General features: G+C 33.8%; 26 protein-coding genes. 12 read left to right on the top strand and 14 right to left on the bottom strand.

The annotated features are described in order from the left end of the window. Nucleotides 1-190: 190 nt before the first annotated feature. Nucleotides 191-2,425, top strand: a complete 2,235-nt coding sequence (locus KFZ70_RS10760) for a c-type cytochrome (RefSeq protein ID WP_139695313.1) — start codon at nt 191-193, stop codon at nt 2,423-2,425. 22 nt (nt 2,426-2,447) lie between these two features. Here the strand turns inward: KFZ70_RS10760 and KFZ70_RS10765 are convergent, their stop codons facing one another. After that, entirely contained in the window at nt 2,448-2,885 is a 438-nt protein-coding gene (locus KFZ70_RS10765; RefSeq protein ID WP_139695312.1) for a hypothetical protein, read from the bottom strand. A gap of 207 nt (nt 2,886-3,092) precedes the next feature. Then, entirely contained in the window at nt 3,093-4,712 is a 1,620-nt protein-coding gene (gene rho, locus KFZ70_RS10770; protein WP_139695311.1) for a transcription termination factor Rho, read from the bottom strand. 193 nt (nt 4,713-4,905) lie between these two features. On the opposite strand from rho, the gene KFZ70_RS10775 reads away from it, so the two are divergent. After that, entirely contained in the window at nt 4,906-5,316 is a 411-nt protein-coding gene (locus KFZ70_RS10775) for a DUF4293 domain-containing protein (RefSeq protein ID WP_139695310.1), read from the top strand. 69 nt (nt 5,317-5,385) lie between these two features. On the opposite strand, the gene KFZ70_RS10780 is transcribed toward KFZ70_RS10775, so the two are convergent. Together KFZ70_RS10780 and KFZ70_RS10785 are read right to left on the bottom strand one after the other, a co-directional pair. Further along, nucleotides 5,386-5,814 carry a peptidylprolyl isomerase gene (locus tag KFZ70_RS10780; protein WP_139695309.1) on the bottom strand — a complete coding sequence of 143 codons (429 nt, stop codon included), beginning with the start codon at nt 5,812-5,814 and terminating at the stop codon, nt 5,386-5,388. 97 nt (nt 5,815-5,911) lie between these two features. After that, a complete protein-coding gene (locus KFZ70_RS10785) occupies nt 5,912-6,415 on the bottom strand; it encodes a metallophosphoesterase (protein WP_139695308.1) in 504 nt (167 codons plus the stop codon). Between the two features lie 83 nt (nt 6,416-6,498). Here KFZ70_RS10785 and truA point away from each other — a divergent pair, with 83 nt between their 5' ends. Continuing rightward, nucleotides 6,499-7,242 (top strand): tRNA pseudouridine(38-40) synthase TruA, encoded by a 744-nt coding sequence (gene truA / locus KFZ70_RS10790; protein WP_139695307.1) that lies wholly within the window; start codon nt 6,499-6,501, stop codon nt 7,240-7,242. After that, nucleotides 7,243-9,009, top strand: a complete 1,767-nt coding sequence (locus KFZ70_RS10795) for an ABC transporter ATP-binding protein (RefSeq protein ID WP_139695306.1) — start codon at nt 7,243-7,245, stop codon at nt 9,007-9,009. Nucleotides 9,010-9,025: 16 nt separating this feature from the next. On the opposite strand, the gene KFZ70_RS10800 is transcribed toward KFZ70_RS10795, so the two are convergent. Genes KFZ70_RS10800 through folP form a run of 4 tightly spaced genes read right to left on the bottom strand, consistent with a single transcriptional unit; the run spans nt 9,026 to nt 12,134 of the window. Continuing rightward, complete coding sequence (locus KFZ70_RS10800; protein WP_139695305.1) at nt 9,026-9,805, bottom strand: DUF3667 domain-containing protein; 780 nt, start codon at nt 9,803-9,805, stop codon at nt 9,026-9,028. 1 nt (nt 9,806) lies between these two features. Continuing rightward, nucleotides 9,807-10,592, bottom strand: coding sequence for a diadenylate cyclase (locus KFZ70_RS10805; RefSeq protein WP_139695304.1), 786 nt, complete (start codon nt 10,590-10,592; stop codon nt 9,807-9,809). A 35-nt stretch (nt 10,593-10,627) separates the two neighbouring features. Continuing rightward, on the bottom strand, nt 10,628-11,317 hold the full coding sequence (locus KFZ70_RS10810; protein WP_139695303.1) for a hypothetical protein: 690 nt from the start codon (nt 11,315-11,317) through the stop codon (nt 10,628-10,630). Beyond that, complete coding sequence (gene folP / locus KFZ70_RS10815; RefSeq protein ID WP_139695302.1) at nt 11,307-12,134, bottom strand: dihydropteroate synthase; 828 nt, start codon at nt 12,132-12,134, stop codon at nt 11,307-11,309. Before folP ends, KFZ70_RS10810 begins: the two co-directional genes overlap by 11 nt. Nucleotides 12,135-12,237: 103 nt before the next feature. Here folP and KFZ70_RS10820 point away from each other — a divergent pair, with 103 nt between their 5' ends. The 7 genes from KFZ70_RS10820 to KFZ70_RS10850 all read left to right on the top strand — a co-directional run bounded on the left by KFZ70_RS10820 (nt 12,238) and on the right by KFZ70_RS10850 (nt 18,196). Beyond that, nucleotides 12,238-12,783: a DUF1599 domain-containing protein gene (locus KFZ70_RS10820; protein WP_139695301.1), complete on the top strand. Its 546-nt coding sequence runs from the start codon at nt 12,238-12,240 to the stop codon at nt 12,781-12,783. Next, nucleotides 12,780-14,468: a BT_3928 family protein gene (locus KFZ70_RS10825; protein ID WP_139695300.1), complete on the top strand. Its 1,689-nt coding sequence runs from the start codon at nt 12,780-12,782 to the stop codon at nt 14,466-14,468. Before KFZ70_RS10820 ends, KFZ70_RS10825 begins: the two co-directional genes overlap by 4 nt. Nucleotides 14,469-14,550: 82 nt before the next feature. Continuing rightward, on the top strand, nt 14,551-15,564 hold the full coding sequence (locus KFZ70_RS10830; protein ID WP_407515474.1) for an ABC transporter permease: 1,014 nt from the start codon (nt 14,551-14,553) through the stop codon (nt 15,562-15,564). A gap of 49 nt (nt 15,565-15,613) precedes the next feature. Then, nucleotides 15,614-16,102, top strand: a complete 489-nt coding sequence (locus KFZ70_RS10835) for a TlpA disulfide reductase family protein (protein ID WP_139695298.1) — start codon at nt 15,614-15,616, stop codon at nt 16,100-16,102. A gap of 71 nt (nt 16,103-16,173) precedes the next feature. Next, nucleotides 16,174-16,923: a triose-phosphate isomerase gene (gene tpiA / locus KFZ70_RS10840; protein WP_139695297.1), complete on the top strand. Its 750-nt coding sequence runs from the start codon at nt 16,174-16,176 to the stop codon at nt 16,921-16,923. A gap of 130 nt (nt 16,924-17,053) precedes the next feature. Beyond that, nucleotides 17,054-17,890 carry a 50S ribosomal protein L11 methyltransferase gene (gene prmA / locus KFZ70_RS10845; RefSeq protein WP_139695296.1) on the top strand — a complete coding sequence of 279 codons (837 nt, stop codon included), beginning with the start codon at nt 17,054-17,056 and terminating at the stop codon, nt 17,888-17,890. A gap of 30 nt (nt 17,891-17,920) precedes the next feature. Beyond that, nucleotides 17,921-18,196, top strand: coding sequence for an ATP-dependent Clp protease adaptor ClpS (locus KFZ70_RS10850; RefSeq protein WP_139695295.1), 276 nt, complete (start codon nt 17,921-17,923; stop codon nt 18,194-18,196). A 4-nt stretch (nt 18,197-18,200) separates the two neighbouring features. Here KFZ70_RS10850 and KFZ70_RS10855 read toward each other — a convergent pair whose 3' ends face one another. The 6 genes from KFZ70_RS10855 to KFZ70_RS10880 form a co-directional block, all read right to left on the bottom strand. Further along, entirely contained in the window at nt 18,201-18,470 is a 270-nt protein-coding gene (locus KFZ70_RS10855; RefSeq protein WP_139695294.1) for a heavy-metal-associated domain-containing protein, read from the bottom strand. An 11-nt stretch (nt 18,471-18,481) separates the two neighbouring features. Next, on the bottom strand, nt 18,482-19,894 hold the full coding sequence (locus tag KFZ70_RS10860; RefSeq protein WP_139695293.1) for a rhodanese-like domain-containing protein: 1,413 nt from the start codon (nt 19,892-19,894) through the stop codon (nt 18,482-18,484). Nucleotides 19,895-20,003: 109 nt separating this feature from the next. After that, nucleotides 20,004-20,795 (bottom strand): sulfite exporter TauE/SafE family protein, encoded by a 792-nt coding sequence (locus KFZ70_RS10865; RefSeq protein ID WP_139695292.1) that lies wholly within the window; start codon nt 20,793-20,795, stop codon nt 20,004-20,006. 2 nt (nt 20,796-20,797) lie between these two features. Next, entirely contained in the window at nt 20,798-21,211 is a 414-nt protein-coding gene (locus KFZ70_RS10870; protein WP_139695291.1) for a DUF6691 family protein, read from the bottom strand. A 3-nt stretch (nt 21,212-21,214) separates the two neighbouring features. Next, nucleotides 21,215-21,772, bottom strand: a complete 558-nt coding sequence (locus KFZ70_RS10875; protein ID WP_139695290.1) for a YeeE/YedE family protein — start codon at nt 21,770-21,772, stop codon at nt 21,215-21,217. A gap of 152 nt (nt 21,773-21,924) precedes the next feature. After that, nucleotides 21,925-22,554, bottom strand: coding sequence for a Crp/Fnr family transcriptional regulator (locus KFZ70_RS10880; RefSeq protein WP_139695289.1), 630 nt, complete (start codon nt 22,552-22,554; stop codon nt 21,925-21,927). Nucleotides 22,555-23,120: 566 nt separating this feature from the next. On the opposite strand from KFZ70_RS10880, the gene KFZ70_RS10885 reads away from it, so the two are divergent. Further along, a complete protein-coding gene (locus tag KFZ70_RS10885) occupies nt 23,121-26,252 on the top strand; it encodes a TonB-dependent receptor (protein ID WP_139695288.1) in 3,132 nt (1,043 codons plus the stop codon). The last annotated feature ends 15 nt before the right edge of the window (nt 26,253-26,267 follow it).

The following is a 26,267-nucleotide window of genomic DNA, read 5'->3' on the forward strand; positions in this document are numbered from 1 at the left end:
TTGAAATTATGGAAAAATAATTACAATTAAAATTTCAAGAAAATAAAGCCAGGAATTCTGTATTATTTTTTAACCGATTTGGTATTTTTACCAACTACATAATACTATAATTAATTATTAAGAAATGGTCTCAAAATATCTGTTTTGCTCTTATAAAACCTCATGTGTATTGAAATGTTCGGTGTATTTTATGTTATTAACAACACTTGTTTTTTCCTGCAAACCTAAGAGTTTTAACGAACCTCAAATTTCGCTAGATAATTATCAAATAGAAGAAGGGTTTGAACTTAGTGTGGCGGCATCTGAACCTTTTATTGAAGCACCTGTGTCTATGGATTTTGATAATAAGGGACGTATGTGGGTGGTTGAAATGAAAGGATTTATGAGAAATCTTCAAGGTACTGGTGATGATATACCAAATGGCACCATTTCTATTCTTGAAGATTTAGACCATGATGGCATAACAGATCACTCTAAAGTGTTTATTGATAGTCTTATATTGCCACGAGCCTTGGCTCATGTATATGGAGGGCTTTTGTATGCAGAACCGCCAAACCTGTGGTTTGTTGATATTAAGGATGACCAGCCAATCAATAAAGTTTTAGTAGACTCTCTGTATTCTGATGGGGGTAATGTAGAGCATCAACCTAACGGATTAATGGTGCATATTGATAATTGGATTTATAATGCAAAATCAAATTTTAGATACCAAAGAAAACATGGTGAGTGGATTAAAGAACCAACATCTTTTAGAGGGCAGTGGGGTATTACTAAGGATAATTTTGGAAGACTTTATGTCAATACAAATTCCACTCAAATAATGGGGGATTTTGTGTTGCCTAATACGATAAATAAAAATGTTTTTTACAAACCAGAAGCAGCCCTAAATAAAACGCTAACAACAAATCAACGGGTATACCCGTTACATGCAACATCAGTAAATCGAGGTTATGTTGAAGGTGTGTTAGATGAGGATAGTTTACTTATAAATGTAACATCGGCGTGTGGTCCCATGATATATCGCGGTGATGCGTTTCCCGAGAATTATTTAGAAAATGCATTTGTATGTGCACCAGAGGCTAATATAGTAAAACGTAATATTCTGTCATTTGAAAATATCGTGCTTAGTGCAACTCAAGCGATTCCTGAGCAGGAGTTTATTGCGTCTACTGATGAAGGTTTTCGTCCTGTAAACTTGTTTAATGGACCCGACGGGAATATGTATGTGGTTGATATGCATAGAGGTATTATACAAGATAAGGCTTTTATGACGCCGTATTTACAGGAACAGACTGCTGTAAAGAAGCTTGACACTATAATTGGGATGGGGCGTATTTTGAAAGTAACTCATAAAAATAATCAACAGGTTTCTCCTATACAAAATTTAGATAAACTCAAGAGTACGGAGCTAGTAGATTTATTAAAACGTAAAAATGGTTGGTTCAGAGATAGGGCCCAGCAATTATTGGTATATAGACAAGATAGAACCGATGAGGTAGTTTCTGCTTTAATAGAGCTTTTACAAGATACTAATAATGATATAACGCAAATTCATGCATTACATACTTTAAATGGTTTAAATGTTTTGGATTTTGAACTATTAGAGTCCTTTGTTTATTCTAGTAAGAATATATTATCCTTGTGTCATGCCATAGTGTTATTAGAGCAGTTCGCATCTGTAGACAGGGTCGCTTCGGTAATAAAACTATTTCAAGAATTAGAATCTAAAGATGATGCATTTATAGATTTATATATTTTATCATCCTTGGGAAATTGGGTGTCATTAGCTGAAGAGAAATTATTTCCATTGGGGCATAACTTATCAAAAAAATATAAGGATGAGCCTATTTTTCAGGAAGCTTTTATTAATAGTTTAAGGGATCATGAGGAGGCCTATGCATCTTACATGAGTACGAATAAAGAACCTTTAAGTAGTGTTGTTTTTCAAAATATTTTAGAAACAACTTTATCTAATAAAAAACAGAATAAGAAGAATTTTATTTACACTAAAAAGGGTGTGTCAACAGATTCTAGAACTGAAGGATATGCTGTTTACAGAAATTTTTGTGCCACCTGCCATGGGCTAAACGGAGAAGGAGTTGAAAACTTAGCACCTCCCTTAATGAATTCAGATTATGTGTCTAACTCACCAGAAAAGTTAGCGCTTGTTGTGTTGCACGGATTAAGAGGACCCATACATGTGAATGATAAATTGTATGAATTCAATATGGTTATGCCTGGTTTGGCAAACAATCCTGAATTTAGTGATGAAGATATTCAAAATATTATTTTATACGTAACTAATGCATTTTCAGGTAATGGAGCAATACTTGATAAAGAAAAAATCATGCAATTACGTAAGCAGAAACCTGAAAAAGATGGTGGGTATTCTGAAGAAGAATTAATCCAGTTGCAAATCAATTAGGGCAATACTCTTTTTTGTAAAATTAAGGGAGCTTTTTTGGGTTGTAAAGTTCTGGTGTTACAGATATTTGAGTAAAAAAATCACCATTAACATCATAATATTTAAAATCTATAGTAACGTTGTTATCTCTGTAAAATTTTAATTCGGGGCTGTTTTTTACGTTTTCAATGACATTTGGTTTGATGTAATTTTCAACTTCTTTTAAATTAACCTCCGATTTTTTTAGATCCTTAAGCGTGTAGTGATAGATGAAATTTGTTTTTGCTATGGATGAAGCACTATCTAATCGTGTGTATTGATCAATTTCTAAGGGCGTTTGCTTATTAAGTTCTGTAGCAGCCTGTTGAAGTTTGTCAGCTAAATCATCTTTTAATAAGTAGGTGACACCAAAAAAGCCTATGGCAAAGGCTGTGATGCTAAAAACTATTCTAAATAGTAGTGTTTTATTTGCTTTTTTCACACGTATTGATTTTAAACTTAGGTGATACAATTTTGGGCTTAAATATAAATGTTTAATGTATTATTCATTGAAAGGTATCTCAAATAAATTTTGGAAAAGGATTAGAATAAGAACACGTTGTGTATAGGTATGCTTTTAAAGAAAAAGCCTCAACCATAAAACGGTCAAGGCCTAATTAAATTTGAGTTAGTTTGTTTTTTATTGAAATTATCCGTTCATAGATATTAAAAACTCTTCGTTGTTTCTAGTTTGTTTAAAACGGTCATTGATAAATTCCATAGCTTCAACCGGGTTCATGTCTGCTAAGTATTTGCGCATTACCCACATACGTTGTACGGTATTGTCATCTAATAATAAATCATCACGACGTGTACTAGATGAAGTTAAGTCTATAGCAGGGAAAATTCTACGATTAGAAATCTTTCTATCTAATTGTAGTTCCATATTACCAGTTCCTTTAAATTCTTCAAATATAACCTCGTCCATTTTAGATCCTGTTTCGGTAAGAGCTGTGGCAATAATAGTTAAAGAACCGCCATTTTCAATATTACGAGCAGCCCCAAAGAAACGCTTTGGTTTGTGTAATGCATTGGCATCAACACCACCACTTAAAATTTTACCAGAAGCTGGTTGTACCGTATTATAGGCTCTTGCTAAACGCGTTATTGAATCTAGTAAGATGACAACATCATGACCACATTCTACTAAACGTTTTGCTTTTTCAAGGACAATATTAGCAATTTTTACGTGCTCATGAGCTTCTTTGTCAAAGGTAGAAGCGATAACTTCACCGCGAACATTTCGTTGCATGTCGGTTACCTCTTCAGGGCGTTCGTCAATTAACAGAATCATTTGGTATACCTCAGGATGATTCGCTGCAATAGCATTAGCAACATCTTTTAATAACATGGTTTTACCCGTTTTTGGTTGTGATACAATCATACCACGTTGTCCTTTACCAATAGGAGAAAACAAGTCCATAATTCTTGTAGAAATAGTGCTTTGTTTTTCGGCAATATTGAATTTTTCCTGAGGAAATAACGGTGTTAAATGTTCAAAAGACACACGGTCTCTCACTACATTTGGGTTCTGACCATTAATCTTGCTTACCTTTATTAAAGGGAAATATTTTTCACCTTCTTTTGGCGGGCGTACATGCCCTAATACAGTATCTCCTGTTTTTAATCCGAATAAACGTATTTGTGATTGCGATACATAAATATCATCAGGTGAGGATAAATAGTTATAGTCCGACGATCTTAAAAAACCATAGCCATCTTGCATGATATCAAGAACACCTTCGCTTTCAATTATAGCATCAAACTCATAGTCTGGTTCGCGATAGCGATTGCGGTTGTCCTTATTTCCTTTATCAACATTAGCGTTTTTTTGGTTTCTATGTTGGTTTTTATTTCTTTGTTTTTGTTGGTTATCGTTTTGTCCCTTTTGCTGTTTAGAAGGATGTTCTTTTTGAGGCACGTCGTTTTTCTCTTCTTTTTGAGGCTTTTCGCTTGCAGCTTTTGCTTCGGGTTTAGTCTCAACAACAGCTTTTGTGCTATCATCGGTTTTTGGTTCTGCAGTATTGCTAGCAGGTCTTTGAACCCGTTGTCTAGGTTTTCTAGCTGGTTTAGCTTCTGCTGGTTTTTCGGTGTTATCTTCTGGGGTAACAGCAGCTTTTACAGCTTTTGGGTCTGCCGCTTGCTGATCAAGAATTTGATAAACTAAGTCTAATTTTTTTAATGATCGGTATTTAGGAACTTTTAATTTTTTAGCAATTTCCTGTAAATCAGCTAGTTTTTTTTCTTTTAATTGTGAAATTTCAAACATTGATGTTTAATTGAATATATTGAATGTTTTGTTTTGATTACTTTTAGTAAAGTAATTCTGAAATAATGATTTTATTCTGAAGAAATAACCGCTTGTTAATACGGTTGTTGAGAATTATTACTGCAATTATACAACTTTATTTTATTTTTTTACATTTATTCTGCTATTTTTGCGGTCTAGTTTTAAAAATAACATGTTACAACGCATTCAAACCATCTATTTATTATGTGCTGCTGGTGTATCGGCAGGATTGATTTATGTGTTTGAATTATGGGTGACTGAAGATCGGGTTAAAGTATTTGCTGCCGACGTGAATTACGTATTTGCGGCGTTTTTAACCTCGGCTTTTTTTGCCTTAGTTGCTATATTTAGATATAAAAATAGGAAGTCTCAATTTATGTTGGGGCGTCTTAACATCATATTAAACTTTATTTTACTAGGATTTTTCGTGTATCAATCTCTAAATTTATCTGGAGAAACGGCGGTTTCTGAGAAAGGTATTGGGATGCTTCTCCCTATTGTTTCTATCGTATTTCTGGCCCTTGCCAATAAGGCCATCAAGAAGGATGAAGATCTTGTAAAATCTGTAGATAGATTACGTTAAACCTAACATCTTAGTAGTATTAGTGCGTTAAAACCCAAAGTGAAAACTTTGGGTTTTTATTTATTCAGCTTATTTTATTTCAACAAGTTCTAACTCAAATGTTAAATCTTGTCCGGCTAAAGGATGATTTGCATCTACAACAATATGCTCATCATGAACTGAAGACACTCTAAATTGAACTTCTCTTCCGTCAGGACCTTTTGATGCTAGAGCCATACCAACCTCAGGTTCCATATCTGGTGGTAATTGTTCTTTCTTAACATCATAAAACAATTCTTCTTGAATATCTCCGTAGGCTTCAGCAACAGGAATTTGAATTGTTTTTTTCTCGTTAACTTCCATGTTGATTAATCCTTTTTCAAAACCAGGAATGAGTAATCCTTGGCCTAAGGTTACCTCTAGAGGTTCTCTTGCTAAAGAACTATCAAAAATTTGACCATCGCTAAGTTTACCTGTGTAATGCACTTTTATAGTGTCATTCTCTTTTACTTGACTCATAATTGTGTTTTCTGTTTATAAAGCCAACAAAGCTACAATTAAATATAAGGAAGACGGGTTTTAAAACGGTAAAATACTGTTAATTGGATTCTATATCCTATTTAGGATATCTTTCTGGGAACTCAATAACTTCTAAATCATCAATTTGTTTCCCATGAATGGTGAAGCGAAGCATAGTTCTCACTTTATGAAATCCGTATTTGCCAACTGCACCAGGATTCATATGTATAAGGTTTAATTTTTTATCGGGCATAACTTTTAGGATGTGAGAATGCCCACAAATGAATAGTCTTGGCGGATTTTTTTGAATAGCCTCCTTAATAGTTGCATTGTATTTTGGAGGATAACCACCAATATGCGTCATCCAAACATCAACATCTTCACACATAAACCGATTGTGTTCAGGAAACTCTACTCTAACCTTACTATTATCAATATTGCCGTAAACCCCTTTTATAGGTTTAAGGCTTTTTATAGCGTCGGTTACTCTTAAATCGCCTATATCACCTGCATGCCAAACTTCATCAACTTGTTTTACGTATTTAAGAATATCATGGTCAATATATCCGTGGGTATCAGATAGTAGGAGTATTTTAGTCATATAATGGTTTGAATCTCAATAAAGGTTTCTTAAGGAACACAAATCTACCTATCTTTGTGCTTTCGCAAAAGTATTAAATTACGTTGAGGTATTTTATAGAACTTTCGTATAACGGAACATCATATCATGGTTGGCAAAATCAACCTAATGCCATATCAGTACAAGAAGTTGTAGAAAAAGCACTTAGTACGTTACTTAGAAAACCAACAACCATTGTAGGGGCGGGAAGAACAGATACCGGTGTACATGCTGCCCAGATGTATGCACATTTTGATACTGAAGCTACTGTTGATAAGCAAAACTTAATTTATAAGTTAAATTCATTTTTACCGGCAGATGTAGCCATTCATGATATATTTCCTGTAAAACCTGAGGTGCATGCACGTTTTGATGCTTTAAGTAGAGCATATTTATACCGTATACATTTAAAAAAGAACGTGTTTAATGTGAATCAAAGTTATTATGTAAAGCAAGCGCTTGACGTTAATAAAATGAATGCAGCCTCTAAAATTTTATTTCAGTATAAAGATTTTCAATGCTTTTCAAAAAGTAATACCGATGTAAAAACGTATTATTGTGATATCATGCATGCAAAGTGGTTTTTTAAAGAAGATGAGCTTCATTTTGTAGTAAAAGCTAATAGGTTTTTACGAAATATGGTGAGAGCTATTGTAGGCACTATGATTAATATTGGGCTTGGTAAGTTAGAAGCTGATGATTTACATGATATCATTAAATCTAAAAATAGGAGTGAGGCTGGTTTTTCAGTACCCGCTCATGGTTTGTATTTAACAGATATTGAATATCCAAAAGATATAAAAATATAAATGAGTAAGATAAAGGAAAGTATTTTCGATTTTGACCTTTTTAAACGACTTTTTGAATACATAAAACCTTATAAGTTAATCTTTGTAGGATTAGTTGTTTTGGTCATTTTATTGGCTGTTTTTGGTGTGGCTACGCCAAAAATAACGCAATATGCTATAGATGAGAGTATTACCAAAAAAGAGGCACAATACTTTCTTTTTTATATTGTTATTATGCTTGCTGTTTTGTTGCTTCAAACAGTTTTTCAGCTACTATTTATTTATTACGCGTCGTGGTTAGGCCAAAATTTAGTCATGGATGTTAGGGTTAAGCTCTTTAATCACCTGCTCAAATTTAAAATGCAGTATTATGATAACTCCTCTGTAGGTGTTCTAATCACTAGAGCCGTAACAGATATGGAGCGTATTGCAGATATTTTTGGGCAAGGGCTTTTTATGATTATTAGAGACCTGTTAACTATGTCGGTTGTGTTTGGGGTTATGGTATATACTAATGTTAGGCTAAGCTTAATTGTATTCTTAATGCTACCTATTTTACTCTATGCTACTCGGGTATTTCAAAAATATATGAAGAAGGCTTTTGAAGAAGTAAGAACTGAAGTATCTAACCTCAATTCATTTGTGCAGGAGCGTTTAACGGGAATGAAAATTTTACAACTGTTTACAAGAGAATCTGTAGAAATTGAAAACTTTAAAGCGATTAATGAACGTCATAAAAAAGGTTGGCTTAAAACAGTTTGGTATAACTCCATATTTTTTCCGCTAGCAGATTTATCAGCATCAATAACCATAGGTTTGGTAGCGTGGTATGGTGGTTTACGGGTTGTATTAGACGGTACTGTTACGCAAGGCGTCTTGGTGTCTTTTATTATGTTTATCCCTATGTTATTTAGGCCTTTGCGTCAAATAGCAGATAAATTTAATACACTACAAATGGGCATGGTAGCGGCTAAACGGGTGTTTAAAGTTATTGATACGACTTCTCAAATTGATGATCATGGCACTTATGTGGCCGAGCATTTTAAGGGAGATATTTCTTTTGAAAATGTATATTTCAACTATGTTGAAGATGAACCCGTTTTAAAAGGTATTTCATTTCATGTTAAAGCAGGGGAAACTGCAGCGATTGTAGGCGCTACTGGCGCAGGAAAATCAACGATCATTAATCTTTTAAATCGGTTTTACGAAATAAACGAGGGGGTTATTGCTGTTGATGGTATTAATATTGAGCAGGTTACTCTGGCATCATTAAGAACCCAGATAGCAGTAGTGTTACAGGATGTTTTCTTGTTTGCAGATACAATATTTAATAACATCACCCTTAATCATCCAGAAATTACTGAAGAGCAGGTGTATCAGGCGGCTAAAGCTATTGGTATACATGATTTTATCATGACCTTACCAAACGGCTATCAATACAATGTTAAAGAACGCGGTGTTATGCTGTCTTCTGGCCAACGCCAGTTAATCTCTTTTTTAAGAGCCTATGTCACAAATCCGAGTATATTGGTTTTAGATGAAGCCACCTCTTCTGTAGATTCCTATTCAGAACAGCTTATTCAGAACGCTACAGATAAAATTACTAAAGGCAGAACTTCAATTGTTATTGCGCATCGTTTGGCTACCGTTAAGAAAGCTGATAAAATTATTGTGATGGATTCAGGTACCATTGTAGAGCAAGGCACACATGAAGAATTGCTGAAAAAAGAAAACGGGTACTATAAAAATCTGTACGAGGTTCAGTTTTTACAAGAAGAAGTAGCCTAATTATTTAGAAATAGTATTATTGGTGAATAAGGTTTTCAAGGTAGGTCTCTCCAAAAACAAAATAGATAAAACTTATTGTTACAAAGATGGTCAAGTAATAAATAATAACAATGAGTAAAGAAATACTTAATAGTTTTAAGGCCATTGACTTGAAGCTTTTGTTGTAAATACGTTTTAAAACAAAGCCAAGATAGAGTGTTTTAAAAACGAGTAATCCCCATCCAATATTTACCATACTAAGATTAATTAGTGCTGCAAATATGGAAATCACAACGGTGATTAATGTAGTATGCGCAAAAATATAAATGTGAGCTACCAATAATTCGGTATAATTATATGTTTTGTTTTTTCTAAAGACAAGTCTTGTTATGCCAGTAAAAATAGGTATTAGGCAAATAAGGACCAGCGTTTGATGACTTTGAAGGCTTTTTACAATTTGATTTGATAAATGAGCCGTTTCTCTTGTGGCTGTTTTAGATAAATCTGAAAACTCAGGAAAGTAATTGTTTAATATAAAAAGCTCTAACCCCGTAAAAGTCAAAGCTAGTGCAAAATAGCCAATCACATTAATGTATTTTTTTCTAATCCCCTTTATATATGAATTAATAACATCTTCAGGTGTATAGAAAAGTGATAGAAATGTTTTAAAAAATAGATTGTCTAAATTCAGAAAAGTTTGAATATACAATTGAAAAAGGCGCTTTAAAGTTAAGCGTTCTTGCGTCGCTTTTTCACCACAGCAATAACAATATTTAGCGTTTTCAATAAGTTTTGTTTTGCAGTTGAAGCATAACATATTAGCTTAAGTCTTTTTTAATCATATCGCTTAGTTCGGCAGCATCTTCAAAAACCACGAACTCTCCATCTTTAAAATAAGACATGTGTCCCGTTTCTTCACTAACCACCAACGCTAAGGCATCTGTTTTTTCCGTTACTCCAATGGCTGCTCTATGTCTTAAACCAAAACGCTGCGGAATATTTTTTTCGTTATTAACAGGAAGAATCACCCGTGTGGCTTTAACAATATTATTACTTACTATAATGGCGCCATCATGCAGCGGACTATTTTTAAAGAATATACTTTCTATAATGGGTTGGGTAACTTTTATATTCATTTCGTCTCCTGATTCCGATAGAAAATCAAGATTGTTATTGCGTTCAAAAACAATAATAGCACCTGTTTTGCTCATAGACATTTTGCTGCAGGCAGTAACAATAGCGTCTACATCGGTTGTATTTGAAACTTCGGTTTTTAAAAATTTAAAGGACTTTAAAATATGTCCTTTGCTACCAATGTTTGAGGATCCAACCATGAGTAAAAATTTCCTGATTTCAGGCTGAAAAATAACAATTAAAGCAATGATTCCAACCTTCATAAACCCACCAAAAATACCAGATAATAACTCCATGTTTAAGAAACTGGTTACCTGCCAGGCTACATAAATAATAATAATGCCTATAAATATGTTTATGGCTACGGTGCCTTTAATTAACCGATAAACATAGTACAGCAATAAGGCTACTAGAATAACGTCAATAACGTCAACAACGGTAAATTTTAAAAGGTCTTTAAAAATATCCAAAGGTGTGGGGTTTTGGTAAATTTAATAAAATATGGTTAATCATCAATAAACTCTTCATTTGATATTGAAGCGTTTTGTATTTGAGCCTTTTCTATAAGTGCTTTATAAGAGATGTACTCTTGAAATGATAGTTTTTTATCAAACCGTAAGGACCACACAAAACCCGTAGAATCAATGCGCTTAAGGTCTTCTATAAGGGTAGCTTTATTTGAAAGGGTTACAAAAGGTTTCGCATTGGGGTTAAGAATAAAAATATCGCCATTGGCATCAAAATTTATAGGCTTTATGTTTTTAGAAACTTGAGTGGTACTCTTATTTAGAGTATTTATAACGTAATTAATATTAGTAAATTCCAGAAAACCTAGATTTTTAATAATCAGATCATTACAAGTAAAATAATTTTTTGCAAGCTCATTTTTATGAGAAGATTTGGACTTTTTCTCCTGAAGAAATTTAATATGAGGTATGGCTTGATTTAAAGATAAGCGTTTGTCAACATTGATGAGCCAATTTGTAGTGCTGATAAGGTTACGCCTGTTAAGTTCAACACTATCAGGTTGGGATTCGTCATAAAATAAGTACGCCGCAGAAACGTCTTGTATTTGGGTTGTTTTAGCCTGATTTATTTCTGGCAATAGAACCACTTTATCTTTTCCGCAGGCCATAAATAAAAGTGAGAGCAAACCACTAATGGTTAAGTTTTTTGTTATTTTTCTAATCATCATGAAGTGTTTCAAAGAGTTTTACACATTCTATAGCTTCTTTTACGTCATGAACCCGCAAAATAGATGCGCCTTTTTGTAAGGCTAAAGTGTTTAAAACGGTAGTGCCATTAAGCGCTTCTTTTGCAGAAACTTTTAAGGTTTTGTAAATCATAGATTTTCTAGAAACCCCAACTAACAGGGGGCGTTCAGTAATGTTTAAGAGGTCTAGTTTATTAAGTAGCTCAAAATTTTGGTTTAAGGTTTTTGAAAACCCAAAACCAGGATCAATAACGAGGTCTATAATCCCTGCTGCTGTTGCAGCGTTGAGGCGTTCTGAAAAATAAAACAGCATATCTTTAATTAAATCATCATACTGCGTTTGTTCTTGCATATTTTGAGGTGTACCTTTCATGTGCATCATAATATAAGGTACTTGCAAGCTGGCTACCGTAGTTAACATCTGGTCATCTAGCTTTCCTGCCGAAATATCATTTATTATAGCTGCGCCTGCCACAACACATTGTTTAGCAACCTCGCTTCTAAAGGTGTCTATTGATAATAATACCTCAGGAAATTCTTTTAAAAGACATTGTACAATGGGCAGGATGCGTTTTAGTTCTTCATCTTGGCTTACATGTTTGGCATTAGGTCTTGAACTATAAGCACCAACATCAATAAAACTAGCACCATGATTAAGCATGTTTTCAACATGACGTAAAATCTCATTTTCTTTTTTAAATTGACCGCCATCATAAAAAGAATCGGGGGTAATATTTAAAATACCCATCACCTTAGGGGTAGATAAGTCAATGAGTTTTCCTTTGCAATTAAGAGTCATTCAGTTGTATTTAAAGGTGTTTGTATATCGTTTAAAACTTTAAACCATAAACCTTGAACATTCTAATAATTTATGCGAAATTTACGCAAAATTCAATTGATTCATGCAAGATACTTCAAAACAATATGACGCCGTCATAGACACTTGTAAAAGTTTATTTAGAAATAAAATGAGTGATTATGGAAGCGCTTGGAGAATACTTAGATTGCCATCTTTAACCGATCAAATTTTTATTAAAGCACAACGTATAAGAGGGCTTCAGGAAAATGCGGTAAGAAAAGTAGATGAAGGACAACAAAGTGAGTTTATAGGTATAATTAACTATTGTATTATGGCCTTAATTCAAATAGATAAAGGTGTGGTTAATCAGCCAGATATGTCTACCGAAGAAGCGATGACCTTATATACAGAAAAGGCAGGAATTACCAAAAAACTCATGGAAGATAAAAACCATGATTATGGTGAGGCCTGGCGTGAAATGCGCGTGAGTAGTCTTACTGATTTGATTTTACAAAAGTTATTGCGCGTTAAAGAAATTGAAAATAACCAGGGTAAAACATTAGTGAGTGAAGGCATTGAGGCCAACTATCAAGATATGATTAATTATGCTGTTTTTGCTATGATTCACTTAAACGAAGAGGAGGTATGAAGGTATTAGTAGCCGTTTCAAGACTATTTGTTGGTGTATTGTTTATTATATCTGGGTTTATTAAACTTAATGATCCGCTGGGGTTTTCCTATAAGCTACAAGAGTATTTTAGTCCAGATGTTTTAAATATTCCGTTTTTAGAGCCTTATGCGTTGGGTATTTCTGTTTTAGTTGTGGTTTTTGAAGTTGTTCTAGGCGCTTTTTTACTCGTAGGTTATAAACCCAAATTTACAGTTTGGAGCTTATTGCTTATGATTCTTTTTTTTACGTTTCTCACGTTCTATTCTGCTTATTTTGATAAGGTAAAAGATTGTGGTTGTTTTGGTGATGCTTTAAAACTTACACCATGGGAAAGCTTTACCAAAGATGTGGTGCTCTTGGTTTTTATTTTAATCTTGTTTGTAGGTGTAAAATATATCCAGCCTGTTTTTGGTAAATTACAAACTACCTCTTTGGCATTGTTAAGTTTTATTGTAAGCTTATGGTTTGGTTATCATGTTTTAGAACATTTACCGTGGATTGATTTTAGAGCTTATAAAATAGGTGCTAATATTGCCGAGGGCATGAAAGTTCCAGAAGATGCTGCAAAGCCTGTTTTGGAATATACTTGGACGTTTAATGTGAATGGAAAGGAACAAGACATTGTAACAGATGGTTCTTACCCTTCCGTTGAAGGCGATTTTGTATCTGTTGATACTAAAGTTATCGAGGAAGGTTATACCCCACCAGTAGTTGATTTTTCTATTGAATTTGATGATGAAGATTTAACAGAATATTTTCTAAGTCAAGAGCATGTTATTCTTGTGATATCCTATAATTTGGATAAAATTGAAAAGAATGGAGCGTTAAAGTTGAAGAACCTTCAAGATGATGCCTTAAAAATGGGCTATAGCATTATTGGTTTAACAGCCTCGGGAGCTGAAGCAAAACAGCGTATTAATGAAGCTTATAATTTAGATTTTTCTTGGTATTTATGTGACGAAAAAGCACTTAAAACGGTGGTGCGTTCTAATCCTGGTGTTTTGGTGCTTGATAAAGGAACCGTAAAACAAAAGGTACATTGGAATGATATAGAAACCTTAGAGTTGCCTGCAACTTTTTCAAATTTAAAACTAAAGAGCAAATTAGATACCATTTTTAGCCTTGATCAGAAGTATCGAGACACTTGGGAAAACTATGATAAGAATTTTAAAGAGCAATCGGAATTAGATAGTTTAAATTTGATTGACGTTGAAAAAATTATAAAAGAATTTGGTTATCCAGGCAAAACATTAGTGGGAGATAAAACAAGTTCAGTTGCCTTTTATGTTATACAACATTCTAATAAAATTGAAGATTATTTACCTACCCTTGAAAAAGCTGCAAAAATGGGTCAGTTAGATTTTGTCAAGTTTGCAATGGCAAAAGATCGCTATTTAATGAGTATTGGAAAGGAGCAAATCTATGGCACTCAAGGTACAGTGTTAAATCAAAATAGTGCTCCAACAAACATTATTTGGCCAATAAAAAATGTGTCGCTTGTTGATTCGTTACGTTTCGTTGCTGGTTTTAAAAGTACTGTGGAACAAAATGGCAAAAAATTATTTGGAAGTAATTTTAAGTTTGAGGCTTTTACCTTAAGTGACATTAAAACACAGGAAAAAGATAATCCATGGCTTATGGAGTTATTAAAAGATGTTGAATGATTATTAATTGTAAGACAAACTGATAAACTATATTATAAATAAAATAGGATATGCACTACTCACATTGTTTGGGGTAGTCACTGTGATATTCTTTTTATTTAATGTACTGCCAGGAGACCCAGCCCAAATGATGCTCGGACAGAATGAGGATAGTGAGCAGTTGTTAGCAGTAAAGAAAAAATATGGGTTTGATAAACCCATCACTACCCAATATGTGTATTATTTAAATGATTTGTCTCCACTTTCATTGCACTCTAAAACGGCTGGTCATTATACCAATTTGCAGACTGGAAAATATAATGCCAAACAACTTTTTAGTGTAGGAAATATAATTGTAGCCGTAAAGTTGCCTTACCTAAGAGAATCATTTGCAAAGCAAGGCAAAAGAGTGAGCGAAGTTTTAGCAGAAACCCTGCCCAATACATTTGTTTTAGCGGTATCAGCAATAGTGATAGCTATAGTTTTAGGAATTTTTTTAGGAATTTTTTCCGCGCTTTATAAAGATACTTGGTTAGATAAAACCATTCAAATATTAAGCACTTTAGGCATGAGTGTGCCATCGTTTTTTAGTGCTATTTTATTTGCATGGGTCTTTGGTTATGTTTTGCATGCCTATACCAATTTAGAAATGACAGGGAGTTTGTATGAGCTCGATGATTTTGGTGAAGCCATTCATATTAGGTGGAAGAATCTTATTTTACCCGCTATTGTTTTAGGTATTCGTCCTTTGGCAGTAGTCATTCAGCTTATGCGTAATTCTTTACTTGAAGTTTTTAATCAAGATTTTATTAGAACTGCTAGAGCAAAAGGATTAAGTGAGTTTCAAATAATAAAGAAACATGCTGTAAAAAATGCTTTAAACCCTGTGGTTACAGCTATTTCAGGTTGGTTTGCAAGTATGCTAGCTGGAGCTGTTTTTGTGGAGTATATTTTTGGATGGAATGGCTTAGGGAAAGAAATTGTAAATGCCTTAAATACGCTAGACCTGCCTGTAATTATGGGTTCTGTGTTAATTATTGCCATATTGTTTATAATTATCAATATTTTTGTAGACTTAATTTATGCATGGTTAGATCCTAAGGTGAAATTGGAGTAATGATTTGAATACTTACCGACTAATCTTAATAAATTAAAAGAAAAACTATATGAGGAAAGTAATTTACTTACTGTTGGCTTTATTAAGCTTTTCAAACTGTGAATCACAGGATAAAACAAAATTTTCTGAAGCAGCTCTAAATGATACTTTTGTTAATTTAGAAGGTGATACTGTAGTGTTTAAAGAGGTTTTAAATCAGCACCAAGGAAAATTAATCATTATAGACATTTGGGCATCGTGGTGTGGAGATTGTATTAAAGGTATGCCTAAAGTAAGAGCCCTGCAAGAAGCACATCCTGAAGCGGTTTATTTGTTTTTGTCTTTAGATAGAGGACAAGATGCCTGGAAACGTGGTATCAAAAAGTATCGTATTCAAGGAGAACACTATTATTTGCCAAATGGTAAAAAAAGTGCCTTTGGTGATTTTGTGAATATTGATTGGATTCCTAGGTATATGGTGGTAGATTCAGAAGGAAATATAAAATTGTTTAAAGCGGTAGAAGCTGATAATAATCAGATTACGGAAGCCCTTTTATAATTACATTTGCAATAAATTTAGAAGTAACTATTAATAAATAATCCTTCCGGTTGGGAGGTAAAATAACAAAAATGAGAAAACAAATCGTAGCTGGAAACTGGAAGATGAACAATGATTTATCACAAACCGAGGCATTAATTACAAGCTTAAAAGGACAAACCAAAACATCAAATGCAGAGGTCATGGTAGCGCCAACAGCAACTAATTTATGGCAAGCAAATAAAAGCTTAATGGGAACAGATATTGAGGTTATCGCTCAGAATATGCATTTTGCTGAAAGTGGTGCTTACACCGGTGAAATCAGTGCTAGCATGTTAAAAAGTATTGGCATAAATACTGTTATTTTAGGGCACAGTGAGCGTAGAGAGTATTTTAATGAAACCGATGAGTTATTAGCTAAAAAAGTTGATGCAGCTTTAGCAAATGATATGCGCGTAATTTTTTGTTTTGGAGAAGAATTAGCAGATAGAAAGGCTGGTAATGAAGAAACTGTTGTAGGAAATCAAATTAAAAATGCTTTATTTCATTTAGAAGCAGAAGCGTTTAAAAACATCGTTTTGGCGTACGAACCTGTTTGGGCTATTGGAACTGGTGAAACAGCCAGCCCTGAGCAAGCTCAAGATATGCATGCTTTTATTAGAAAAACATTAGCTGATAAATATGGTGATGCTGTAGCCAATAGCGTTTCTGTTCTTTATGGAGGTAGCGTAAAGCCAGCGAATGCTAATGAAATTTTCTCTAAACCAGATGTTGATGGTGGTCTAATAGGCGGTGCGTCACTTAATGCTGAAGATTTTTATGCCATTGTAAATGCATTTTAATTAAATCAGAATAAAGTATTTAAGTGTAACCTCTATATTTCATAGGGGTTACGTTTTTTAATGCGATGTGTTTCTGATTCTCGAAAAAGTTATTATTTCTGGGTTAGCCTTTTACTAAAAAAAAATAAAAATGTCAAATATCATTTATATAGGATACGAATTTGAAGTATCGCCCGAACAACCAGGAGTGGAAATCCTAATTGCAGAGTTAGGGTATGCTGGTTTTGAAAGCTTTGTGGAAACGCCACATGGGGTAACGGCTTATATTCAAAAAGAGGAATGGCATAATAGTATTTTGGATGACATTCAAATTTTAAATTCCGAGGAGTTTATTATAACGTATTCTTTCAATGAAATTGAGCAAACCAATTGGAATGCTGAATGGGAGAAAAATTTTAATCCAATAGTTGTGGATGATATTTGTGCTGTGAGAGCGCCTTTTCATGACAAGTTTAATACTCCATATGATATTGTCATTGAACCCAAAATGAGTTTTGGTACAGGTCATCATGAAACCACACATATGATGATTCAACATATTTTAAAGAATGACTTTAAAGGAAAATCTGTTTTAGATATGGGATGTGGTACTGGAGTTTTGGCTATTTTAGCTGAAATGAAAGGAGCAAAACCTATTGATGCGGTTGATTATGATAACTGGTGCTACCTAAATAGTCTTGAAAATGTTGATAGAAATCATTGCGAACACATCACGGTTATAGAAGGTGATGCTTCTGTATTGGGTGAACATACTTATGATATTATAATAGCTAATATCAACAGAAATATTCTGCTACAAGATATGGCGACTTATGTATCTTGTTTAAATGCAGGAGGCATGTTGTTATTAAGTGGATTTTATAATGATGATATTCCTGCTATCAAAGCGGCTTGTGAAACGCATCTGTTAAAATTTGAAGAAAAATTAGAAAGAAATAATTGGGTTGCTTTAAAATTTTTAACTTAGTCTAAGTTTTTGCATAAAAAAGTTAAAGCTATGAGTTTAAAAGAAAAAATATCAGAAGAGCTTCTGCTTGAGGAAGAGGTAGTTACGCAAAATGAAATTGTGTTGTATAACGATGATGTAAATACTTTTGATCATGTTATTGATACCCTTATTTATGCCTGTGACCATACTGCAGAACAAGCCGAGCAATGTTCTCTAATAGTACATTACAACGGAAAATGTACGGTAAAAACAGGCGAATTTGACGACTTAAAACCACGCTGTTCTATGTTATTGGAAGCTGGTTTAAGTGCCGAAATAGTTTAAAAAACTAGGCGTTCATTTTCCCCATGGCGCAACTTACAAAAGATTTTGCTTTAGTAGTAAGTACATTTTTATCTCCTTCCTCTGGATAACCAGCACTAGCTAGTACTTGTTTTACCTCATTAATAGTATCTGTGTTAGAGTAGCTGAAACTAACCGTTTTGGTTTCTGCATCTATGTTTAAATCAGAAATGTCTTCAATGCCCACTAATTTATTTTTTATGGTTGTTGCACATCCATGGCACTTTAAGTTTTGAACTTGAATATTTGCTTTCATAAGTAGTATATTTATAATGTTGACGGACAAACATATTCTGTTGTCGGTAACCCTGCCTTCTTCATAGCGTCAAAGCCACCATCAATGTCTATTAAATTATCAAATCCTCTGGCCTTTAAAATGGATGCAGCAATAACTGAGCGGTAGCCACCAGCACAATGAATATAGTAGGTTTTGTTTTTGTCAATGTCACCCATATGTGCATTGATAAAATCTAAAGCAAAATGGTTAACAGCGGCATGATCTAAATGTTCAGATTTAAACTCGCCATCTTTCCTAACATCTAGAATATGTATAGTTTCATTTTTTAAATGCTGAGCAAGGGTTTCGGCTGAAATCGAAGAAATAGTTTCAATATCCTTACCAGCAGCTTTCCAGGCGTCAATTCCACCTTCAAGATAACCTAAAGTATTATCATAACCAACACGTGATAATCTTGTAATAGCTTCTTGTGCTTTTCCTTCTGGGGCAACAAGTAAAATAGGTTGTTTTAAATCGGAAATTAAGGCGCCCACCCAAGGTGCAAACCCGCCATTTAAGCCAATAAAAATAGCATTGGGAATGTAACCTTTTACAAAATCTTGTTGTGTTCTAACATCTAGCACTAAAGCACCTTCTTCATTTGCTAAGTATTCAAATGCTTCAGGTGATAATGGCTTGTTACCTTGTTCAAGAACGGTTTCAAAATTAGCATACCCTTGTTTATTCATCATGGCATTTTTTGCAAAATACTGGGGTGGTGGAGCAATACCGTCAAGTACTTCTTTCACAAATTCGGCTTTGCTCATGTCTGATCTTAACGCATAGTTGGTCTTTTTTTGCTCTCCTAAAATACCAACAGTCTCTTTACTCAGGTTTTTTCCACAGGCGGAACCAGCACCATGAGCTGGGTAAACTATTATATCATCAGGCAAAGTCATAATTTTGTTGCGAAGTGAATCAAAAAGCATTCCTGCTAAATCTTCCTTTGAAAGATCTGATTTAACGGCTAAGTCTGGTCTGCCCACATCTCCTAAAAACAAAGTATCTCCAGAAAAGATAGCATGCTCTTTACCGTTTTCGTCAATAACAAGGAAAGTAGAAGACTCTAGGGTATGTCCTGGGGTGTGGAGCACTTTTATGGTAATCTCTCCCAATTTAAATTCTTCATTATCGTGTGCACTATATATGGCATACTCTGTTTTTGCATTTGGACCAAATACAATGGTAGCACCCGTTTTTTTGGCCAAATCTAAATGACCCGAAACAAAATCAGCGTGAAAATGAGTCTCAAAAATGTATTTAATTTTAGCATCTTCAGCCTTGGCCTTGTTAACATATTGTTGTGTTTCCCTTAAAGGGTCAATGATGGCAACTTCTCCCTTTGATTCAATATAGTAGGCTCCTTGAGCTAAACATCCCGTATAAATTTGTTCTATTTTCATTGCAATCTTATCTTTTGTCTTTTGTTTTAAAAGAGTATTTCTTTTTCTAAAATGAGCATACAAAATTACAATTAGAGCAGGATTTCTTTTGTAACTTATATTACATAGTTTAGTTAAGTTCTTTGTATATTATATAGCTGGCCATTAGGAGAACAAAAAAGCCAAAGCTTTTTTTTAGTTTCTTACCACTTATAAACTTTGATAGGAATACCCCAAAAATAATTCCTGCTATTGAAATAAGTGTGAAAATAATAAGAAAACTCCATTCAATATCTATGGTTTGAACATCGCCAATAAACCCGATGAGAGAATTAATAGTGACGATAATTAAAGAGGTGCCAACCGCTTTCTTCATAGGTATGTTGGCCCAAATAACCAATGCAGGAACGTACAGAAATCCACCGCCAGCTCCAATTATACCAGTTATCATACCAATTATTAAACCTTGAATAAAGGTTTTGTAATAAGCCTGCGGTATGGTATAAACAACTTTTTCTTTGTTGTCTTTTATCATAGATATTGAGGCTATTACCATAATAAGAGCAAAGAAAATCATGATCCCCATGTCTTTGGTTAGGGTGTAGTTTTCAAATGAGAATAGCGTTTCGGGTATATTTGGAACTAAGTATCTACGAGTAAGGTAAACAGCCGCGAAAGATGGAAAAGAAAAGGCTAAACCTGTTTTAAAATCTACAAGGCCTTTTTTATGCTTTTTATAGGTGCCAACTAAAGAAGTAGTACCTACAACAAAAAGCGAATAAGCTGTGGCTATAACAGGATTATATCCTAAAAGATATACAAGCAAGGGCACGGTTAAGATAGAGCCACCACCACCAATTAAGCCTAAAACAAGACCAACTATAAGGGCGCCTATATAACCTAATACCTGGATATTATCCATGATTAATGCGGAAGTTTATTTTTGAGTATGCCGTAAATAAAAGTACCTAGTACTGCTGCTGCAATAACAATAATCATGCTCCAAACACCTGCACCTAGTAAAATGTACATAGGGCCAGGACATGCACCAATTAATGCCCAGCCAAGGCCAAAAATAGTGCCACCAATAATTAATCTTGCAAATCCATTTTCTTTCTTAGGAACAAAAATATGCGCTCCTTTAAAGCTTTTTATATAACCTCGTTTTGAGATTTGAAGGAAAATAATACCAGAAATAACAGCAGAACCAATAATGCCGTACATATGAAATGATTGAAATCTGAACATTTCATAAATTCTAAACCATGATACGGCTTCAGATTTTACTAAAACAATACCAAAAAAGATTCCAACGAGTAAATATTTTAATAGTTTCATAATCTAAAATAGTAATGGTAGAATAAAATTCGTCATGATAAGTCCGCCTATAAAAAAGCCTATAACAGCAATAAGCGAGGGTTTTTGTAAACTGCTTAGTCCAGTAATAGCATGCCCAGAGGTACATCCGTCGGCATATCTTGTACCAAACCCTACTAATAAACCGCCAATAATGAGTAAAATAAGACCTTTAGGGCTGGCTACCGCATCAAAACTGTAAATTTCATCAGGAACAAGTTTCGCTCCAGGGGTTTCAAAATTCATAGTTTGAAGTTCTAATACTGTTTTTGGGTTAAGATCTGTTCCACTATCATTTGATAAATAATTAACCGCGATAAAACCACCAATCATGGCACCAACAAGTACAGTTAAGTTCCAAATTTGATCCCGCCACTTGAATCTGAACATATCGGAAAATTTTCCAGCACCACCCATAGCGCAAAGTGTTTTTAGGTTGGAGGACATACCAAAGGTTTTTCCAAAGTATAAAAGTAAGGCCATGACAAGGGCTATTAATGGCCCAGATACATACCAAGGCCAAGGATTTAAAAGAACTTCCATAGTCAATTTTTTTTGTGCAAAGTTATTTTCTTGTAATGATTGTTATGTAATATATGTTACTTAGAGAAAAAATATATTTACCTATGACCATTTATTGCTAAATGTGCATAGGTTAAATGTGTATGAATAAAAAGTGACCTCTTATTTAAAATTTAAAGAATCTCAATTTTATTTCTGCTAAGTTTTATTTTATTCTCGTTCTCAAGTTGTTTTAAAAGTCTAGATATAACTACTCTTGAAGTATTTAAATCAATGGCAATATCTTGGTGTTTAACTATAATGGTATTTGAACCATGTAATACCGTTTTGTTAATTAAATACTTAAGTAAACGTTCATGCATTTTTATAAAGGCTAGATTGTCTATGGCCTCAAGCATTTCATCAAATCTGGTTTGATAGCTTTCCAAAATAAAATTTCTCCAACTTGCATTTTCATGAAACCACTTTTCCATATATTGTACAGGAATCATGACTAAACTTGAATTCTGTTCGGCCACAGCTCTAATTTTGCTTTTAGTGGTTCCCATACAGCAGGTAAGCGACATGGTGCATGTTTCACCAGCTTCTAAAAAATAGATAAGCAATTCGTTACCATGCTCGTCTTCTCTCAAAATTTTAATATTACCACTTAACAATAAAGGAATATGTTTTAGTGGCTGATTAATGTCTATAATAATGTCATCTTTTTGAAATGTTTTAAAAATACCTATTTCAGCAATTTCATTTAAAACTTGTTCGTCAAGAATGTGATTATATTTCTCTGTTAGCAGTGAATCTGTCATGCATCAAAAATAATGATTTATAAGGCAAATAAGACGAAATATTTTGCTTTTATAAGGAGAATATTTCTTGAAATTTTAAATCTAATTTGTTTTTTTGAAAGAATTATCCTGTTTTTTAACGTGATTTTTATTAACTTTTAATAGATACAAATTTTTTGGTTCTCTAAAGATGTTATATTGTTGTTTTTATGTATAGCATTAAAAATCAGTATGTTGTAGTGTTTGTCAATATCATGTCAAGTTTATATTTAGAACAGGTTTTATATTTAAACTTTAATTTTAGATATATTTATCAACAGAATGAAAATCTATAACTAAACTAAAATAATTATGACAAGTAAAAAACCACACATTATTCCAATTTAAGTAAAGGTTGTTTTAAATAAACTTGACATTAAAAGTTTATAAGACCTTATTTCTAAATCTTTAGAAAACTCTTTTGTAATTATTATTTAAATCTTTTGAATGTTTACATGAAAAAGCTAATCATGAGGTGTTTTTTATGTCTTGATTTAAATAATTTAACAAAAAATTAACAAATTAACTAAACCCAAAATTAATTAAATATGAAAATTGATTTCCTTGAAAAATGGTCATTTAAGAAATGGCAATTCAAGTTGTGTCTTTTGGTATTGTTTTGTTTAAACATCAATACTATGTATGGACAATCCATTGAAATAACAGGAACCGTAAAATCTGAAACCGAACCTTTGGCTGGTGTTACTGTCTTAGTAAGGGGGACCACAAAGGGTGCTATTACGGATTTTGACGGAAACTTTACGTTAACCGCTAACAAAGGTGATGTTTTAGAATTCAACTATTTAGGATACATAGACAAATATGTTACCGTATCTGATCAAAAAAACATAATCGTTCAATTAGAAGAAGATCTCTCTGAGTTAGAAGAAGTTGTTGTAGTAGGTTATGGTACGCAAAAGAAGAAGGAAGTTACAGGTGCAGTTGCACGTGTTGATTCTGAAACTATCTTACAAACAGCCACCTCTGATTTGGGTACAGCGCTTCAAGGCCAAGTGGCAGGGGTAAACGTAACAGCAAGTTCTGGGGCTCCAGGAGCTGAGTCAAATATCCAAATACGGGGTTTAACCTCTATTAATGGAGCCAATAGACCTTTATATGTGGTAGATGGTATTGCCTTTGAAGGTGATCCAAGATTAAGTCCAAGTGAAATAGAAACTATCGATATTCTTAAAGATGCGTCGTCTACGGCTATTTATGGTACGCGTGGTGCAACGGGGGTAATATTAATTACTACAAAGAAAGGTAAACAAGGACAGATGAAGGTTGAGTTGAATGGTTACTATGGTGTTCAAAATATTACCTCGGGAACGCCTACCTTATCTGTTGAAGATAATTTTTATACGTTGTTTTTGCAGTCTCAAGCATTGAATAATAGAACTTATGGTAATACTTGGACCTCGGTTGAGAGAAATCCTTATTTGTTGACCAATAACACCAACTTAGTTGAAACAATTACAAATGATCAAGCACCAATACAAAACTATAATTTACGAGTTTCTGGAGGTAGTAATGGTTTAACCTATAGTGTTAATGGAAACTTCTTTAGTCAAGAAGGGGTTATCATTAAATCCAAATTAGATAGATTTAATGTTCGATCAAATACAGAATACAAAAAAGGGAAATGGCGAATTGCAACAGGATTATCGTTTAGAATAGATGATCAAGATAGTGCTCCTTGGGGTTTAATGTTAGACGCCATTAGATACCCTGCTTCAGGACAAGCTATTGATCCGAATCAAGAAGCTATTGATGAGGCTGATGAAGGTAGTGCTGCTGCTAACATATCTTACTTAGGGTATAAATTTCTTCAAAAGGATAATGCAGAAACGCAGTATTTTGACGGGAGCTTAATTGCAGATTATAATTTTACTAAGGATTTAAAGTACACGGTTAGAGCATCTGCAAGTTATGAGAATAGAACAAGACGTTTAATTAATCCCAAATTTGTGGCGGTAGATATTAATGGAGATGAGGTACCAAGTCAACGTTCAAGAATTAGAAATGAAAGTTCTCTAAGAAAAAGACAAACATTAGAAAATATTCTTAACTACCAAAAAAGTTTTGGTCACCATAATATTAATATTACGGCTGCTTATACCGCTGAAAAGTTCAATTATTCATCATTTTTTGGGGAACGTAGTGATATTCTAAGTAATGATATTACTGTATTGAATGGCGCAACCTCTGACCCAAATGCAGGATCTGGAACAGGAAGATGGGGACAAGACTATGAGCAGACACTTATAGGTATGCTTGGAAGAGTTCAATATAATTACAAAGGTAAATATATGCTTAGTGCTAGTGTACGTAGAGATGGTTCTTCTGTATTTCCTGCCAACTATTGGGGGGTTTTCCCAGGAGCTTCAGCCGCTTGGAATGTGTCTGATGAAAAGCTATGGGATCCTTTAAGGTCTGTAGCTAACTCCTTTAAAATTAGAGGTGGTGTTGGGTCTATTGGAAATCAAGGTATTGACCCATATTCTGCTTTTGCAGTTATTACACTAGATAATGATTATGCTCTAGGTCAAGGTGATAATGAAAATTTAAAACTTGGGGCGATTCAGACAGGATTTGCAAATCCTAATGTAAAATGGGAAACCTCAGTATCTACCAACTTTGGATTTGACTTAGGTATGTTTAAAAACAAATTAACACTTTCGGCCGATTATTATAGAACGGAGAAAAAAGACATGTTGTTTCCAGTTTTACTTCCGCCAACAGCTGGAGGAGGGAATAATGCAGAGGTGACTCTAAACGTAGGTGACATGACTAACCAAGGTATTGAGTACGCTTTAAATTATAAACAAGCAGGTAAATTTAGCTGGAATGCAGGATTAACGTTTACTAAAAATAAAAATAGAGTGACAAGCATGTCAGGTTCAAATAAGATAATCTATTTTGATGATAGTAGTATTTCAGGACACGATAATGATCAAGACTTAACTTCTGCATTAGCAGAAGGTTATGAGGCTGGTGCATTTTTTCTTATAAAGACAAATGGAGTGATTACAAACGATGAAGAATTAGCAGAGTACCAGCAGCTGGATCCTAATGCTAAGCTCGGTGATTTAAGATACGTTGATGCTTTAACGGTTGATACAGATGGTGATGGTGTGCCAGATGCAGGTGATGGTGTTTTAGATGTTAATGATAGGCAGTATGTAGGTAGTGGGGTTCCGGAATTTGAGATGGGACTTAATTTTGCTGCATATTTTAAAAATTTCGATTTTTCTATGTCTTGGTATGCATCTTCAGGAGCCGAAATACTTAATGGAAATAAAGCCTTAGCGTATAAAAGTAGAAACCATAAAGATTTAGCTTACGCTTGGGCACCTCAAAATGATAATTCTCCAGTTCCAGTAAATAGAGGGCCTAATCATAACAATTTTAGAGGTTTTACTGATTATTGGTTAGAAGATGGATCTTTTATAAGATTGAGAAATATAGCCTTAGGGTATACTATACCTAAAAAGCTTACGGAAAAGATAAATGTATCTCGATTTAGAATTTATGCTGCAGCTCAGAACCCTTTAACATTCACAAAGTACGATGGGTTTGATCCAGAGGTTGGGAATAACGGTATTAGTACAAGAGGTATCGATAAAGGGACTTATCCCGTGAGTAACCAATTTAGACTTGGATTACAGATTGACTTCTAATCTTTTAATGTTAAG

Source organism: Allotamlana fucoidanivorans, assembly GCF_045788535.1.
In the GTDB taxonomy this organism is placed as follows: Bacteria; Bacteroidota; Bacteroidia; order Flavobacteriales; family Flavobacteriaceae; genus Allotamlana; species Allotamlana fucoidanivorans.